The organism is Pseudomonas sp. S3_A03, from assembly GCF_054668275.1.
The window spans coordinates 53,205-68,505 of the sequence record NZ_CP162753.1 but is presented as its reverse complement, the minus strand read 5'-3'; the positions used below and the strand labels follow the sequence as shown (position 1 = coordinate 68,505).

General features: G+C 57.9%; 8 protein-coding genes, 2 tRNA genes, 2 rRNA genes and 2 pseudogenes. 4 read left to right on the top strand and 10 right to left on the bottom strand.

The window, feature by feature from the left end; translation table 11 throughout:
• Positions 1 to 30 precede the first annotated feature (30 nt).
• On the bottom strand, positions 31 to 660 hold the full coding sequence (locus AB4O25_RS00360) for a LysE family translocator (protein WP_017526718.1): 630 nt from the start codon (positions 658 to 660) through the stop codon (positions 31 to 33).
• Positions 661 to 834: 174 nt separating this feature from the next.
• On the opposite strand from AB4O25_RS00360, the gene AB4O25_RS00355 reads away from it, so the two are divergent.
• From AB4O25_RS00355 to AB4O25_RS00345, 3 genes are all read left to right on the top strand, one after another.
• Complete coding sequence (locus tag AB4O25_RS00355) at positions 835 to 1,350, top strand: sigma-70 family RNA polymerase sigma factor (RefSeq protein ID WP_460150238.1); 516 nt, start codon at positions 835 to 837, stop codon at positions 1,348 to 1,350.
• A complete protein-coding gene (locus tag AB4O25_RS00350; protein WP_135196976.1) occupies positions 1,337 to 2,287 on the top strand; it encodes a FecR domain-containing protein in 951 nt (316 codons plus the stop codon). Before AB4O25_RS00355 ends, AB4O25_RS00350 begins: the two co-directional genes overlap by 14 nt.
• Before the next feature lie 105 nt (positions 2,288 to 2,392).
• The gene (locus tag AB4O25_RS00345; protein ID WP_017526715.1) at positions 2,393 to 4,879 is read left to right on the top strand and encodes a TonB-dependent siderophore receptor; all 2,487 of its coding nucleotides are present in this window, start codon (positions 2,393 to 2,395) and stop codon (positions 4,877 to 4,879) included.
• Positions 4,880 to 4,935: 56 nt separating this feature from the next.
• On the opposite strand, the gene AB4O25_RS00340 is transcribed toward AB4O25_RS00345, so the two are convergent.
• The 4 genes and pseudogenes from AB4O25_RS00340 to AB4O25_RS00325 all read right to left on the bottom strand — a co-directional run bounded on the left by AB4O25_RS00340 (position 4,936) and on the right by AB4O25_RS00325 (position 9,090).
• Positions 4,936 to 5,517, bottom strand: coding sequence for a DUF4174 domain-containing protein (locus AB4O25_RS00340; RefSeq protein ID WP_017526714.1), 582 nt, complete (start codon positions 5,515 to 5,517; stop codon positions 4,936 to 4,938).
• Positions 5,518 to 5,680: 163 nt separating this feature from the next.
• A pseudogene (locus tag AB4O25_RS00335) lies at positions 5,681 to 5,938 on the bottom strand (glutathione S-transferase); the annotation flags it as partial.
• 119 nt (positions 5,939 to 6,057) lie between these two features.
• A pseudogene (locus AB4O25_RS00330) lies at positions 6,058 to 8,414 on the bottom strand (DNA polymerase II).
• Between the two features lie 184 nt (positions 8,415 to 8,598).
• Positions 8,599 to 9,090, bottom strand: a complete 492-nt coding sequence (locus tag AB4O25_RS00325; protein ID WP_017530701.1) for an SRPBCC family protein — start codon at positions 9,088 to 9,090, stop codon at positions 8,599 to 8,601.
• Between the two features lie 97 nt (positions 9,091 to 9,187).
• Here AB4O25_RS00325 and AB4O25_RS00320 point away from each other — a divergent pair, with 97 nt between their 5' ends.
• Positions 9,188 to 9,589: a GFA family protein gene (locus AB4O25_RS00320; protein WP_032883631.1), complete on the top strand. Its 402-nt coding sequence runs from the start codon at positions 9,188 to 9,190 to the stop codon at positions 9,587 to 9,589.
• Between the two features lies 1 nt (position 9,590).
• Here AB4O25_RS00320 and mrdA read toward each other — a convergent pair whose 3' ends face one another.
• The 5 genes from mrdA to AB4O25_RS00295 form a co-directional block, all read right to left on the bottom strand.
• Complete coding sequence (mrdA, locus tag AB4O25_RS00315) at positions 9,591 to 11,483, bottom strand: penicillin-binding protein 2 (protein ID WP_017530702.1); 1,893 nt, start codon at positions 11,481 to 11,483, stop codon at positions 9,591 to 9,593.
• 230 nt (positions 11,484 to 11,713) lie between these two features.
• Positions 11,714 to 11,829, bottom strand: a 5S ribosomal RNA gene (rrf, locus tag AB4O25_RS00310).
• Positions 11,830 to 11,986: 157 nt separating this feature from the next.
• A 23S ribosomal RNA gene (locus AB4O25_RS00305) occupies positions 11,987 to 14,878 on the bottom strand.
• Positions 14,879 to 15,112: 234 nt separating this feature from the next.
• A tRNA-Ala gene (locus AB4O25_RS00300) sits at positions 15,113 to 15,188 on the bottom strand.
• 30 nt (positions 15,189 to 15,218) lie between these two features.
• Positions 15,219 to 15,295, bottom strand: a tRNA-Ile gene (locus AB4O25_RS00295).
• Positions 15,296 to 15,301 lie beyond the last annotated feature (6 nt).

Here is a 15,301-nt window from a genome sequence, read left to right as displayed (position 1 = left end):
ACTGATGGCGAGCACGCCTGCTCGCCTATATCAATTGGGACGGGACATCACGGCCAAGCGCACGGCCAGTAGCATCAGCACGGTCGCCAGGCCCCATTGCTGAAGCCGTGCGCTCTTTGAACGCCGCGCAAAAAGCCGGCTGAGCGCCCCGCCAAAAACCCCCAACAGTGCATGAAACACAACGGCGATCAAGGTCAACACGCCGCCAAGCAGCATCAGTTGCGTGGCGATGGGGCCTGCCTCGGGCCTGACAAACTGTGGCAGGAACACCACAAAAAACAGTAACGCCTTGGGGTTGAGCAAACTGTTGAACATGGCCTGCCAGCATACCCGGCCCAGCGGTATGAGGCTGACGCGAGCCGTGTCCAGGCCCGGGCTTTTCTGCAACGTCTTGAACACCAGCCACAGCAGGTAGATCACCCCGGCATACCGGATGACATCAAACGAGGGTGGCCAACTGGCGACCAGCGCCGTTACCCCGGTGGCAGTCAATGCCGTCAGCAGCAGGTCCGCCACACCGATACCCAAGGCCGACGCCACCCCGCCTCGCCAGCCGTGGGTCACACCATGGCTGATCACAAAGGCCATATTCGGCCCCGGCGATAACAACAGCAGAAACACCGCACCGGAAAAAACCGCCAGGGTCGCAAGGTCGATCATGCTCAAACACTCGTCCGGGAAAACCCGCAGATTACTGCGCGGGCAGGCATCAAACAAAAAATTGTGCTGGATACATTGCCCACCACAAATGCCTGCGCCAGCGATTGCCCATTGCCATCCACCGCGCATAGAATGCGAAACATTATCAATTAAAACTGCTGCGCCAGGATGCCCATGTCGAGCGATCACCCACTGGACCATGCCGCCATCGGTCAGCTGTACCATGCCCATCATTCCTGGCTGCGCGGCTGGCTGAACCGCCGCACCGGTTGCCGGGAACATGCCGCCGACCTGGCTCAGGAAACCTTCGTGCGCCTGCTCAAGGCGCGCAAGCAGCAGACCTTGCAGCAGCCACGTGCGTACCTGAGCAGCATCGCGCGCAGCTTGATGATCGACCACTACCGGCGCCGTGAACTGGAGCGCGCCTACCTTGAAAGCCTCGCGCATTTCCCTGAAGTCGACGTGCCGTCGGAAGAAACCCGGTGGCTGATTCTCGACAGCCTGGAACGTATCGACCGCCTGCTCGACCAGCTCAAGCCACGTGCGCGCGAGGCGTTCCTGCTGGCGCAACTGGACGGTTTGACCTGCGCACAGATCGCCGCGCGGCTGGGCGTGTCCAAGGCCACCGTGGAGCGCGACCTGTCCAAGGCGTTGCACGCCTGCTATCGGTTGCACTATGCCGAACTGTGACCCGCGCCTGCTCGACCAGGCTATCGAGTGGATGATCAGGCTGCGCTTCAACGTCGCCGACGACGCGAGCACCGCTGCGTTCGAGCGTTGGCTGCACACCAGCGCCGAACACCAGCAGGTGTGGCAACGTGTGGCGACGATGAATGATGATTTCAAGCAACTGCCGGCGCAGGTCGGGCGCCACGCCCTGCGTGGTGCGCGCCAACGCATCAGCCGCCGTGAAGGCTTGAAACTGCTGGGGCTGGTGGCCGGTGCGGCGGGGTTGACCTGGCTCGGTCGCGACTACACACCGTTGCCGGCCTTGATGGCCGATTACCGCACCGCTACCGGCGAACGACGCTGGGTGGCATTGGACGATGGCAGCAGTGTCCAGCTCAACAGCGCGAGCGCCATTGATACAGCGTTCAATCAAGAGCGGCGCCTGGTGCAGTTGCGTCAGGGGGAAATACGCGTGGACACCGCCGCCGACAGCCGGCCGTTCTGGGTCAGCACCCGCGATGGCCACCTGCGCGCCCTCGACACGCGTTTGCTGGTGCGCGAAGACGACCAGGGCACGCTGCTCGCCGTGCAACAGGGCAGCGTGACGCTGTTTGCCGACAGCCATGGCGCCAGCGCGCGGCAAGTGATCAACCCTGGCGAACAAGTGATGTTCGACCGCAACGGCATCCGCCCTCCCATCGCCAACGGCCTTGACCCCTGGGCCTGGAGCGATGGCGTGATCAGCGCCCAGAATATGCGCCTGGATGACTTTCTTGCTGAGCTGGGCCGTTATCGAAATGGCTTGCTGCGCTGCAGTGAAGCAGTGGCCGGCCTGCGCGTATCGGGTACATACCAATTGGACGACACCGATCAAGTGCTGATCCTGGTGGCGCAATCGCTCAAGGTCGATGTCACCTTCCGCAGCCGATATTGGGTGACCGTTTCGGCCCGCGTATAAAACGCTAAAAATAAATGAGGTGAATTCGCATCTCCACTCGACCTGTAAGGAAAGGCCGATCAACAGGCCGGTTCTGTTCACTTCCTTCAGGAGCATCCCGCGGTCATGCAAGCGTTCCCCTCCCAACGTTCCTCCCTCAAGCGCGCGGTGCAGGCCGCCTTGCTCGGCGCCTGCCTGGGCGGCGGCGCCGCGCCGTTGGCCGTGATGGCCGACACCGCGAGCAGTGATACCCAGGCCCGCGACTGGAGCATCGCCGCCGGCTCGCTCGCCGGTGCGCTGGACCAGTTCGCGCGCCAGGCGGGCATCAGCCTGTCGTACGACGCCACCAGCATCGCCGGCAAGACCAGCCCAGGCCTGCGCGGCAGCTTCGACCGCGAGCAGGCACTCGGCCAATTGTTACGCGGCCAAGGGCTGCAAGCCCAGCGCCAGAGCAACAGCACCTGGTTGCTGTTGCCGCAGGTGGCGGACAGCGGCGCCCTCAACCTGGGCGCCACAATGGTCACTGGCGAGCGTCTCGGCGCCACCACCGATGGCACCGGTTCCTACACCACGGGCGCAGTGACCATCGGCAAAGGCCAGCATAGCCTGCGGGAAACACCGCAATCGGTCAGTGTGTTGACCCGCCAATTGATGGACGACCAGCACCTCACCACCATCGACGACATCATGGAACGCACGCCGGGGATCACCACTTATGAATCGCCTATGGGCGGCAAATATTTCTATTCCCGTGGTTTCAAGATGCTCGGCCAGTACCAGTACGACGGCGTACCGCTGGACATGGGCAAGGACTTCGTACAGGCCGATAGCTTCAGCGCCAACATGGCGATCTACGACCGCGTGGAAGTGCTCAAAGGCGCGGCCGGGATGCTCAAGGGCGCGGGTACCGCCAGCGGCGCGGTGAACTTCGTGCGCAAGCGGCCCCAGGCCAAGCCCACTACCAGCCTGTCGCTGTCCGCCGGCACCTGGGACAACTACCGCACCGAGGTCGACACCGGCGGCCCGTTGAATGACAGCGGCACCGTGCGTGGCCGTGCGGCCGTCAGCCAGCAGACTCGCGGCTCTTACATGGATATTGCCAAGCGCCAGGACCGGGCATTCTACGGCGCGCTGGATATCGACCTGAGCCCCGACACCACGCTGGGCGTCGGCGCCAGCTACGAAGACGTCGATGCCACCCCCTGCTGGGGCGGCCTGCCGCGCTACGCCGACGGCAAAAGCGCCAAGCTCAGTCGCTCCACGTGCCTGGGCCAAGCCTGGAACGATTGGCAGAGTCAGCGCACCACGTTTTTTGCCGACCTGACCCACGCGTTCAACGACGACTGGAAACTCAAGGTATCGGCAGTCCACAGCCGCAACCTGCAAGACACCAAATATGCCGCCAGCGAAGGCACCATCAACTATGGCAACCCGGCGCCCACGGCCGGCTCCTATGCCGCGCTGATGGACTACGATCACAAAGACTTCGGCCTTGACGCCTACCTTGACGGCAAGTTCGAAGCCTTCGGCCTGGAGCACGAACTGATCCTTGGCGCCAACGGCAGCCGGGGTACGCAGGACGACATGTATGCGATCCAGAGCCTGCCTTCGCGCCAGAGCATCTACCAACCTGACCATCACTTCACGGAACCGGCCGACAGTACCTTCTGGCCAAACATGTATCGCGGCGGTACGGTGAAGGAAACCGCCACCCAATACGGCACCTACGCCACCTTGCGCCTGCGCCTGGCCGAACCGTTGATGCTGATCGTGGGTAGCCGCGTAAGCTGGTACGAGAATCGGCGCACGTCCAACAACCTGGCCTGGGGAGAATGGGCGGTACAGGATGCGCGTACTCGGGAAACCGGCGAAGTCACGCCGTTCGCAGCGCTGATCTACGACCTTGACGAACACCTGTCGGTGTACGCCAGCTATGCCGATATCTTCCAACCGCAAAGCTCCTACGCTACCGTCGACGGCGCCGCGCTCAAGCCGAAAATCGGCGATAACTACGAGCTGGGCATCAAGGGCGAATGGTACGACGGGCGCCTCAACGGCTCCCTGGCGCTATTCCGTGCCGTGGAAAAAAACGGCGCCGAATCGGACTACATCGCCCAATGCGCGACATCCGTCGATGGCTTTTGCTACACCGATAAAGGCAAAGTGCGCGCCCAAGGCGTGGAGGCCGAAATCAGCGGTGAGGTACTTGAGCGCCTGCAACTGTTCGGCGGCTACACCTACACGCAGACCAAGGCGCTGAATACCATCGACGTGGCGAAAGAAGGCGGTGTTTCCAACACGTATGTGCCGCGCCACATGCTGCGCCTGTGGGGCGATTACCAGCTCGACGGCGCGCTGTCGAAATGGAGCGTGGGCACCGGCGTAAATGCCCAGAGCAGCAACTACCGCGTGCAGACCATCAAGCTCGAACAGGCCGGTTACGCAACGTGGAACGCGCGCCTGGCCTACCGCATGGACGACACCTGGACCGTGGCGCTCAACGGCAACAACCTGTTCGATAAAACCTATTACAACACCGTCGGCACCGCCTCCTGGGGCAACTTTTATGGAGAACCACGTAACTTTACGGTGAGTTTGAAAGGCAACTTCTGATCCAGCGAAAACCTGTGGCAGGGCGCGCAATGCGCCCTGCTCGCCTGTCAGCGCTATCAGTCATCCAGTGGTTGCGGCGCAGCTTTGCCGCCCGGCTTGGCCGGCTTGACGGGTTTTGCACCCTTGGCCGGAGCGGGCTCGACCGGCGCGGGTTCAGCAGCGGCAGCCGCTTCTTTCTCCGCCATGGGCATCTGATCAATCGCGCTGAAGAACTCCTTGAGCTCGAGGGTATCCGGTGGCACGGTCTTCTCGAGTTTTTTCTCGCCGTCCTTGCCGATCAGGATCACCTTGGTACCACTGCCGACACCGAGTTTGAGGGCGCGAATCAGCGCATTGGTTTCCGGCGGTGTCAGCTTTTTGCTGTCCTTGGGGTCCTTGGCGAACTTCTCACCTTCGGCACCGATGCTGCCGAACTTCACGGTGTAGAACACCATGCTGCGCTCTTCAAAGGACTGTTTGGTCGCAGGTTCTTCCAGCTGTTTTTTCAGCGTCGTCAACGTGGGGTTACCCGCATCGAGTTCCACTACCACCAGCGGGCGGGCCTTGCCCATGTCCTGCTTCAGCGGATTATCATCAGCAGCCAACAGCGGCCCCGTAAAAGCCATCAAGGTAGCCAGGGTCAGCGACCGGATGAGCATGCGCACCTCCTTTGAATTCCATGCAGGGTTCTTGAGTTTCATGTCTGCGACAGCCAAATTCAAGGATGATTCCTACACAACTTTAAGAAAGCGTAGGTCAGGGCGCCCACTACGCAAGGGGCGCGGGGCACGGCGGTGATTGTTTCCTCTGATTGCGGAAACATTACAAGACCTCCCACTGCGGCCAATGCCGTGCAAATACGGGCGCCACGATAGGGTCGGCATCCACCTGCGACAGGGTTTTGGCAAAGGCTGGCGCCACGGCGCTCAACGCCTCCCGCGCCTCATCCCAGCGCGACACCGCTGCCGCCATGATGCCCAAGGCATTCGGCTGACCGCTGGCGGCAAACAATTGCCCGGCGAACTGATCGGCAAATACCACCCTGGCTTGGTGCAGGTAACGGCGCGTGCCCGAGGCCAACCGCGCCTTCATGCAAGAGCCAGACTTGTCCGTGCCATCGAGCGTGTACATGGGCGTTCCTCCGGATAATCATCACCAATGACAACAATGCTGCGCCTTGGCATCACGACGCAAGCGTTCTAGAACAAGCCCATTTGCCCCCCGACCAGCGTGCCAAAGTCGTCATTCACGAACGGCAGGATCGCATCGGCCACCGGCTGCAATTGGCGGGTGACGTAGTGGTCGTAGTCGATGGGTGCTTGGCGCACTTCCAGGGGTTCGGGGCCGTTGACGCTGATCACATAGCTGATCCAGCCACCACGTTGGTACTGGCGCGGGCGCCCCAGTCGATCGTTATATTCATCGGCCAGGCGTGCAGCGCGCACATGAGGCGGCACGTTGCGTTCGTAGTCGTTTAATTGGCGGCGCAGGCGCTTGCGGTAGATCAGCAGCTCGTCGAATTCACCGCTCAGGGTTCGACGCACATAGTCGCGGATGTAGTCCTGGTGGGGCTGGCGGTGGAAGATGCGCTGGTAGAGTTCCTGCTGGAATCGCCGGGCCAGGGGCGACCAGTCACTGCGCACGGCTTCCAGGCCTTTGTAGATCATTTCTTCGCTGCCATCGGCACGGGTGACCAGCCCGGCGTAGCGTTTTTTGCTGCCCTCCTCCGCGCCACGAATGGTGGGCATGAGAAAGCGTGTGAAGTGGGTTTCGTATTGAAGTTCCAGGGCACTTTGCAGGCCGAACGCCGTTTGCAGGTGCTCACGCCACCAGTCGTTGACGTGCTTGACCAACGCCTGGCCGATGCGGCTGGCGTCTTCCTGGGAATGGGCGCTGCCGAGCCAGACGAAAGTGGAGTCGGTATCACCGTAGATCACTTCATGGCCCTGGGCTTCAACCAATTGGCGAGTCTGGCGCATGATCTGGTGGCCGCGCATCGTGATCGACGATGCCAGACGTGTATCGAAAAACCGGCAACCGCTGGAACCGAGTACGCCGTAGAAGGCGTTCATGATGATTTTCAGGGCTTGGGACAGCGGCGCGTTGTGTTCGCGCTTGGCCACTTCACGGCCTTCGGACACCCCCGCGACGATGGACGGCAGGCAGTGTCGCGTGCGGGAAAAGCGTGCACCACGAAAGCCTTCCACCGAGTCGCTGTCATCGGGGTGCTTGAGGCCTTCGATCAGGCCAACCGGGTCGATCAGGAAGCTGCGGATGATCGACGGGTAAAGGCTTTGTAATCGAGCACCAGCACAGATTCGTAGAGGCCGGGGCGTGAGTCCATGACAAACCCGCCTGGGCTGGCCTCGGGAGGTTTGTCGCCCAGGTTGGGGGCGACGAAGCCCTGGCGGTGCATCAGCGGCATGTACAAGTGGGTGAACGCAGCAACCGAGCCACCGTTGCGGTCGGCCGGCAGGCCGGTGACGCTGGCCCGCTCCAACAGGAACTTAAGCAGGTCGGTCTTTTCGAAAATGCGCGTGACCAGCTCGCAGTCCTTGAGGTTGTAACGCGCCAGGGCGGGCTTGTCCTCGGCGAACATGCGGTTGATTTCATCCATGCGCTGATACGGTGTGGAGATGTCCTTGCCTTCACCGAGTAGAGTCTGCGCGACGTTTTCCAGGCTGAAGGATTCGAAGCTCCAAGTGGCCGAACGCAGCGCCTCGATACCGTCAATGATCAAACGCCCCGCCGCTGCCGCGAAATAATGGTTGCGGCTGCCATGCTCGCGCCAGGCCATCGGCTCGTCACCACGCCCGAGCATGAGCGGCACCTTGAGACGTTGGGCATGTTCATGCAGCACCCGCAGGTCAAATTGCACCACGTTCCAGCCGATGATCGCATCGGGGTCAAAGGTGGCGAGCCATTGGTTGAGGCGTTCGAGCAATTGGGCGCGGGTATCGCAGTAGTCGAGCTTGAAATCTACCGCGGTGGTTTGGTTGGGTGGGCCGAGCATGTAGACCTGGCGCTCACCGCAGCCTTCGAGCGCAATGGAATACAAGTCGCCCTGGGCAGTGGTTTCAATGTCCAGGGAGACCAGTTTGAGCGGAGGGCGGTATTCGGGGGCGGGTTTCATCTGCGCATCGCATAGGGTGCCCGCCGCATCAGGCGTACCACCAAACCAAACCGGAGCGGTGATGAAGCGCTCCATCATGTAGCGCTCCGGCGGGCGCACGTCAGCTTCGTAAACGTCGACACCGGCGGCACGCAGGCGCTTTTCCACATCCATCAACTGACGGTGCTGGCGGGTGTACAGGCCCAGAACCGGACGGTGATGGAAATCGCACAACTGCAGCGGGCGCAACTCGATATCGCGCTCGCCCTTGAGCAGCCAATCGAGCGGTTTGCGATGAGCCTCGGGGATAAACATCACCGAGGTCTGCACAGGTAGGCGGATGTACCGTGGCCCCTGGTCGGTGGCCAGCCAGAAACTGACCTCCGTGCCCGCCGGGGTGTCGCGCCAATGCCGGGTCAGGACAAACCCCTGCTGTAAATCCACCGTGCCGCACCTCAAGAATCGCTTTCAGGCAGTGATTCTACGCGGCATCTGCCCAAACGCGGCGGGTAAACCGCAAACTGCAAAATTTGTTGCATGTCGTTGTACGTCCAAAGCGGTCAGCTCTGGTGCGTACCGCCTTCAAAAAAGAAGCGTGCTTGAGCGTTGGGGATAACACGGATGGGCATCAGTGATGATGCCCACTTTGTGGGTCGCGCCTTGGGGCTTCGTTCAGATAGTTTTCGATATTGCCCATTTGTTCATCCCAGCCACGTGAGTTCATCTTAAATGCCTTTTTCCGACGAGCTTCAGGCACCCTGTCGAAACCCGACTCCATCACCCGTAGCAGAATGCCCGGCGCGCGGTCCTCAATTGTGAACTCAACCAAGGTCGGGGTTTCGATGTCGTAGTCGACGCCCTCCTCCACCGCGAAGGGATGCCACCGGAAAGAGAACAGTGTTTGCGGCAGGATGCGTTCGATTTTGACCTTCCAGATTACGTGCTCGTAACCGGGGTAAGTAATCGGCGCCTCAATGGTATCTCCCGCGACAAAGGTTTTGCCCTTGAGAGCAATGCCGAACCAGGTGCCGAATTGCTCGGCGTTGGTCAGTGCTTCCCATACTTGTTTACGTGAAGCCTTGAGCAGGACTTTTCGCTCTATGCGATCTAATACGTGCATAAGTCACCTCCTTCATTGACAGTAGGCGACATCAAATAATGCGCAACCTGAGGTTGTAAGCAATGATGATGCCCCGTCCTTGAACCGGCAATACGTTATGACTGACCCATTGAATGGAAGTTGCTTCTGCAAAGGCGTGCACTACCAGATAAGCCGCCTGGATATGCTCATCAGCCACTGCCACTGTTCCACTTGCCGCAAAGTACATGCGGCGCCATTTGTCGCAACCGCCGGGGTGATGCGTGAACATTTTCGCTGGACGCAGGGGGAGGAGTTGTTGTCGTCATTTGAATCTTCCCCTGGAAAATTCAGGCATTTCTGCTCGCGTTGCGGCTCACATCTGATGGCGGAACGTGGGCATCAGCCCCATGTGATTGTGCGGGTGGCGACGCTGGATGATGATCCAGGCGTCAAGCCTACCTCGCACATCTGGACGGCACACGATGTGCCATGGCTTGCCCATGAAGGCATCGAGCACTGGGGCGAGGGGCAGGTATGACTTAAACGTGCGGATCCCCTGGGGCTTTTGCCGGCGTCGCGTATTGCGGCTTCAGGTGGCCTTCCTGGTCAAGTAACCAGGCGTCCATGATCTGCCGTACCACGGGCCCGGCGACACGACCACCGGCTTCGCCGTTTTCGATCATCACCGAGATCACGATCTTCGGATGCTCAGCGGGTGCGAAACCCACGAACAGGGCATTATCGCGATGGCGTTCCAGCGTCTTCTCACGGTTGTAGCGCTCGCCCTGCTTGATCGCCACCACCTGCGCGGTACCGCTCTTGCCGGCGATGCGGTATTGCGCACCTTGCGCTGCCGCCCGTGCAATTCCACGGGGGTCATGCATGACCAATTGCATACCGTGGTTGACCTGCTCCCAGTCATGCGGGTCCTTCAGGACAACGTTCGGCATGGGGTTTTCGTCCACCGGTGGCTCGCCGTTGATGGTCTTCGCCAGATGCGGTCGGTTCCACACGCCTTTATTGGCGATCAGTGCGGTGGCCTGGGCCAGTTGCAACGGCGTAACCTGCATGTAGCCCTGGCCGATGCCAAGGATCACCGTTTCGCCCGGGAACCAGGGCTGACGACGCGTGGCACGTTTCCAGGCCTGGGATGGCATCAAACCAGCCGATTCCTCGAACATATCCAGGGACACTTTCTGGCCAAGACCGAATTCGGCCAAGTAGTCGTGCAAGCGATCAATGCCCAGTTTGTGGGCTAGGTCATAAAAGTAGGTATCGTTGGAACGCATGATGGCGGCGTCCATATCCACCCAACCGTCGCCGCTGTGATTCCAATTGCGGTATTTATGGTCAAAGTCGGGCAGTTGATAGTATCCGGGGTCGAACACGCGTGTCTGGGCGGTGACTACACCGCTGTCGAGCCCGGCAATGGCCACCTCTGGCTTGATGGTCGAGCCCGGTGCGTACAGGCCTCTAAGGACACGATTGAACAGCGGTCGGTCAATGGAGTCATGCAATGCAGCATATTCCTTGAAGCTGATGCCAGTGACGAAGAGGTTGGGGTCGAAACTCGGCTTGCTGACCATGGCCAGCACTTCGCCGGTCTGTGGGTCGAGGGCGACCACCGAGCCACGGCGATCACCCAGGGCTTGCTCGGCCGCTTCCTGAAGTTTTACGTCAAGACTCAAGACAATGTTTTTACCAGGGGTCGGGTCTGTGTGTTTGAGCACCCGCAGTACCCGACCTTGGGCATTGGTTTCGACCTCTTCATAACCCACATGGCCGTGCAACTCGGACTCGTAGAAACGCTCGATGCCGGTCTTGCCGATGGATTGCGTGCCACGATACTCCACTGAATCGAGAGCCTTGGATTCTTTCTCATTGATCCGTCCTACATAGCCGATCGAGTGAGCAAAGTGAGCGCCCATTGGGTAGTGACGGACGAATTGCGGTTCGACATCCACGCCTGGTAGACGGAATTCGTTCACCGCCAGCAATGCGATTTGCTCCTCTGTCAACTCATAAAATAACGTCACTGGGACGAAGGGATGGCGTGCCTGCTTCAAGGCCTTGTCAAATATGGCGCGGTCTTCGACGGGCAGGTGCAGCAAGTTGACGATGGCGTCGAGCTCACCTTTGAGATCGGTGGTGCGCTCCCGGGTGATGGTCAGATTGTAACTAGGGCGGTTGTCGGCCAGTACTACGCCGTTGCGGTCGTAGATCAGCCCACGCGTCGGCGTGATGGGCAACACGTGTACACGGTTGTTTTCGGAAATCGTGGAGTGATAATCGAACTGCACCACTTGCAGAAAATACATGCGCCCTACCAACGCGCAAGTGATGCTGACCACCAACAGCGCGCAGGCAAGAAGGCGCTTATTGACCAGGCGGTTCTCTTTTTCGTGATCTTTGATCGGTATCGGCTCAGGCATTTCTACAGCATCTCTTTGAAGAAGGTCGACGCCGCATCCTGCGGATAAAAATCAGTCCTTGTGAAAATGTGCTGCACCATACCAAAAATGCAGAAACACTTTGCATCGTTTTCCCCCAATGGCATGTTGAAAAATCTTTTTTGTCAGGATGGTTGCACGAGCTTCTTGCACTTTCCGAGCGCCCAAAACAAAACCCCATCTGCTTTCGCAAATGGGGTTTCGGAATTTAATCTTGACGATGACCTACTCTCACATGGGGAAACCCCACACTACCATCGGCGATGCATCGTTTCACTACTGAGTTCGGGATGGGATCAGGTGGTTCCAATGCTCTATGGTCGTCAAGAAATTCGGGTACTGACTCGTGACCAGATGGCCTCGCTTCAGCAAATTGGGTATGTGACAGCAGTCGGTGTTTTGTGAGTTACAAACTTTCGGTTCGTTTCGTCTTCACACACCGCAATCTGATGCTCTTTCGAGTAGTCAAATTGCTTGGGTGTTATATGGTCAAGCCTCACGGGCAATTAGTATTGGTTAGCTCAACGCCTCACAGCGCTTACACACCCAACCTATCAACGTCGTAGTCTTCGACGGCCCTTCAGGGAACTCAAGGTTCCAGTGAGATCTCATCTTGAGGCTAGTTTCCCGCTTAGATGCTTTCAGCGGTTATCTATTCCGAACATAGCTACCCGGCAATGCCACTGGCGTGACAACCGGAACACCAGAGGTTCGTCCACTCCGGTCCTCTCGTACTAGGAGCAGCCCCTCTCAAATCTCAAACGTCCACGGCAGATAGGGACCGAACTGTCTCACGACGTTCTAAACCCAGCTCGCGTACCACTTTAAATGGCGAACAGCCATACCCTTGGGACCGGCTTCAGCCCCAGGATGTGATGAGCCGACATCGAGGTGCCAAACACCGCCGTCGATATGAACTCTTGGGCGGTATCAGCCTGTTATCCCCGGAGTACCTTTTATCCGTTGAGCGATGGCCCTTCCATACAGAACCACCGGATCACTAAGACCTACTTTCGTACCTGCTCGACGTGTCTGTCTCGCAGTCAAGCGCGCTTTTGCCTTTATACTCTACGACCGATTTCCGACCGGTCTGAGCGCACCTTCGTACTCCTCCGTTACTCTTTAGGAGGAGACCGCCCCAGTCAAACTACCCACCATACACTGTCCTCGATCCGGATAACGGACCTGAGTTAGAACCTCAAAGTTGCCAGGGTGGTATTTCAAGGTTGGCTCCACGCAGACTGGCGTCCACGCTTCAAAGCCTCCCACCTATCCTACACAAGCAAATTCAAAGTCCAGTGCAAAGCTATAGTAAAGGTTCACGGGGTCTTTCCGTCTAGCCGCGGATACACTGCATCTTCACAGCGATTTCAATTTCACTGAGTCTCGGGTGGAGACAGCGCCGCCATCGTTACGCCATTCGTGCAGGTCGGAACTTACCCGACAAGGAATTTCGCTACCTTAGGACCGTTATAGTTACGGCCGCCGTTTACCGGGGCTTCGATCAAGAGCTTCGCGTTAGCTAACCCCATCAATTAACCTTCCGGCACCGGGCAGGCGTCACACCCTATACGTCCACTTTCGTGTTTGCAGAGTGCTGTGTTTTTAATAAACAGTCGCAGCGGCCTGGTATCTTCGACCGGCATGGGCTTACGGAGCAAGTCCTTCACCCTCACCGGCGCACCTTCTCCCGAAGTTACGGTGCCATTTTGCCTAGTTCCTTCACCCGAGTTCTCTCAAGCGCCTTGGTATTCTCTACCCAACCACCTGTGTCGGTTTGGGGTACGGTTCCTGGTTACCTGAAGCTTAGAAGCTTTTCTTGGAAGCATGGCATCAACCACTTCGCTAACTAAAAGTTAGCTCGTCATCAGCTCTCGGCCTTAGAATCCCGGATTTACCTAAGATTCCAGCCTACCACCTTAAACTTGGACAACCAACGCCAAGCTGGCCTAGCCTTCTCCGTCCCTCCATCGCAATAACCAGAAGTACAGGAATATTAACCTGTTTTCCATCGACTACGCTTTTCAGCCTCGCCTTAGGGACCGACTAACCCTGCGTCGATTAACGTTGCGCAGGAAACCTTGGTCTTTCGGCGTGGGTGTTTTTCACACCCATTGTCGTTACTCATGTCAGCATTCGCACTTCTGATACCTCCAGCAAGCTTCTCAACTCACCTTCACAGGCTTACAGAACGCTCCTCTACCGCATCACTTACGTGATACCCGTAGCTTCGGTGTATGGTTTGAGCCCCGTTACATCTTCCGCGCAGGCCGACTCGACTAGTGAGCTATTACGCTTTCTTTAAAGGGTGGCTGCTTCTAAGCCAACCTCCTAGCTGTCTAAGCCTTCCCACATCGTTTCCCACTTAACCATAACTTTGGGACCTTAGCTGACGGTCTGGGTTGTTTCCCTTTTCACGACGGACGTTAGCACCCGCCGTGTGTCTCCCATGCTCGGCACTTGTAGGTATTCGGAGTTTGCATCGGTTTGGTAAGTCGGGATGACCCCCTAGCCGAAACAGTGCTCTACCCCCTACAGTGATACATGAGGCGCTACCTAAATAGCTTTCGAGGAGAACCAGCTATCTCCGAGCTTGATTAGCCTTTCACTCCGATCCACAGGTCATCCGCTAACTTTTCAACGGTAGTCGGTTCGGTCCTCCAGTTAGTGTTACCCAACCTTCAACCTGCCCATGGATAGATCGCCCGGTTTCGGGTCTATTCCCAGCGACTAGACGCCCTATTAAGACTCGCTTTCGCTACGCCTCCCCTATTCGGTTAAGCTCGCCACTGAAAATAAGTCGCTGACCCATTATACAAAAGGTACGCAGTCACCCAACAAAGTGGGCTCCCACTGCTTGTACGCATACGGTTTCAGGATCTATTTCACTCCCCTCTCCGGGGTTCTTTTCGCCTTTCCCTCACGGTACTAGTTCACTATCGGTCAGTCAGTAGTATTTAGCCTTGGAGGATGGTCCCCCCATATTCAGACAAAGTTTCTCGTGCTCCGTCCTACTCGATTTCATGACTAAGAGACTTTCGCGTACAGGGCTATCACCCACTATGGCCGCACTTTCCAGAGCGTTCCGCTAATCTCAAAGCCACTTAAGGGCTAGTCCCCGTTCGCTCGCCACTACTAAGGGAATCTCGGTTGATTTCTTTTCCTCAGGGTACTTAGATGTTTCAGTTCCCCTGGTTCGCCTCTTGCACCTATGTATTCAGTACAAGATAACCATCTTATGATGGCTGGGTTCCCCCATTCAGACATCTCCGGATCAAAGTCTGTTTGCCGACTCCCCGAAGCTTTTCGCAGGCTACCACGTCTTTCATCGCCTCTGACTGCCAAGGCATCCACCGTATGCGCTTCTTCACTTGACCATATAACCCCAAGCAATCTGGTTATACTGTGAAGACGACATTCGCCGAAAATCTGTAATCACTCACAAATTTTACCTTAGCCTGATCCGTTACCAGTGAAAGTAACGTTCAGTCTATCTTTCTATCACATACCCAAATTTTTAAAGAACGATCTAATCAAAGACTAGAAATCAACATTCACCATCGCCAGGATGGAATGCTCATTTCTAAGCTTTCATACGTCAGAAGCAGTAGTGGTGGAGCCAAACGGGATCGAACCGTTGACCTCCTGCGTGCAAGGCAGGCGCTCTCCCAGCTGAGCTATGGCCCCATATTTCTACAGGCGTTTCCCACACAAAATTGGTGGGTCTGGGCAGATTCGAACTGCCGACCTCACCCTTATCAGGGGTGCGCTCTAACCAACTGAGCTACAGACCCAATTTC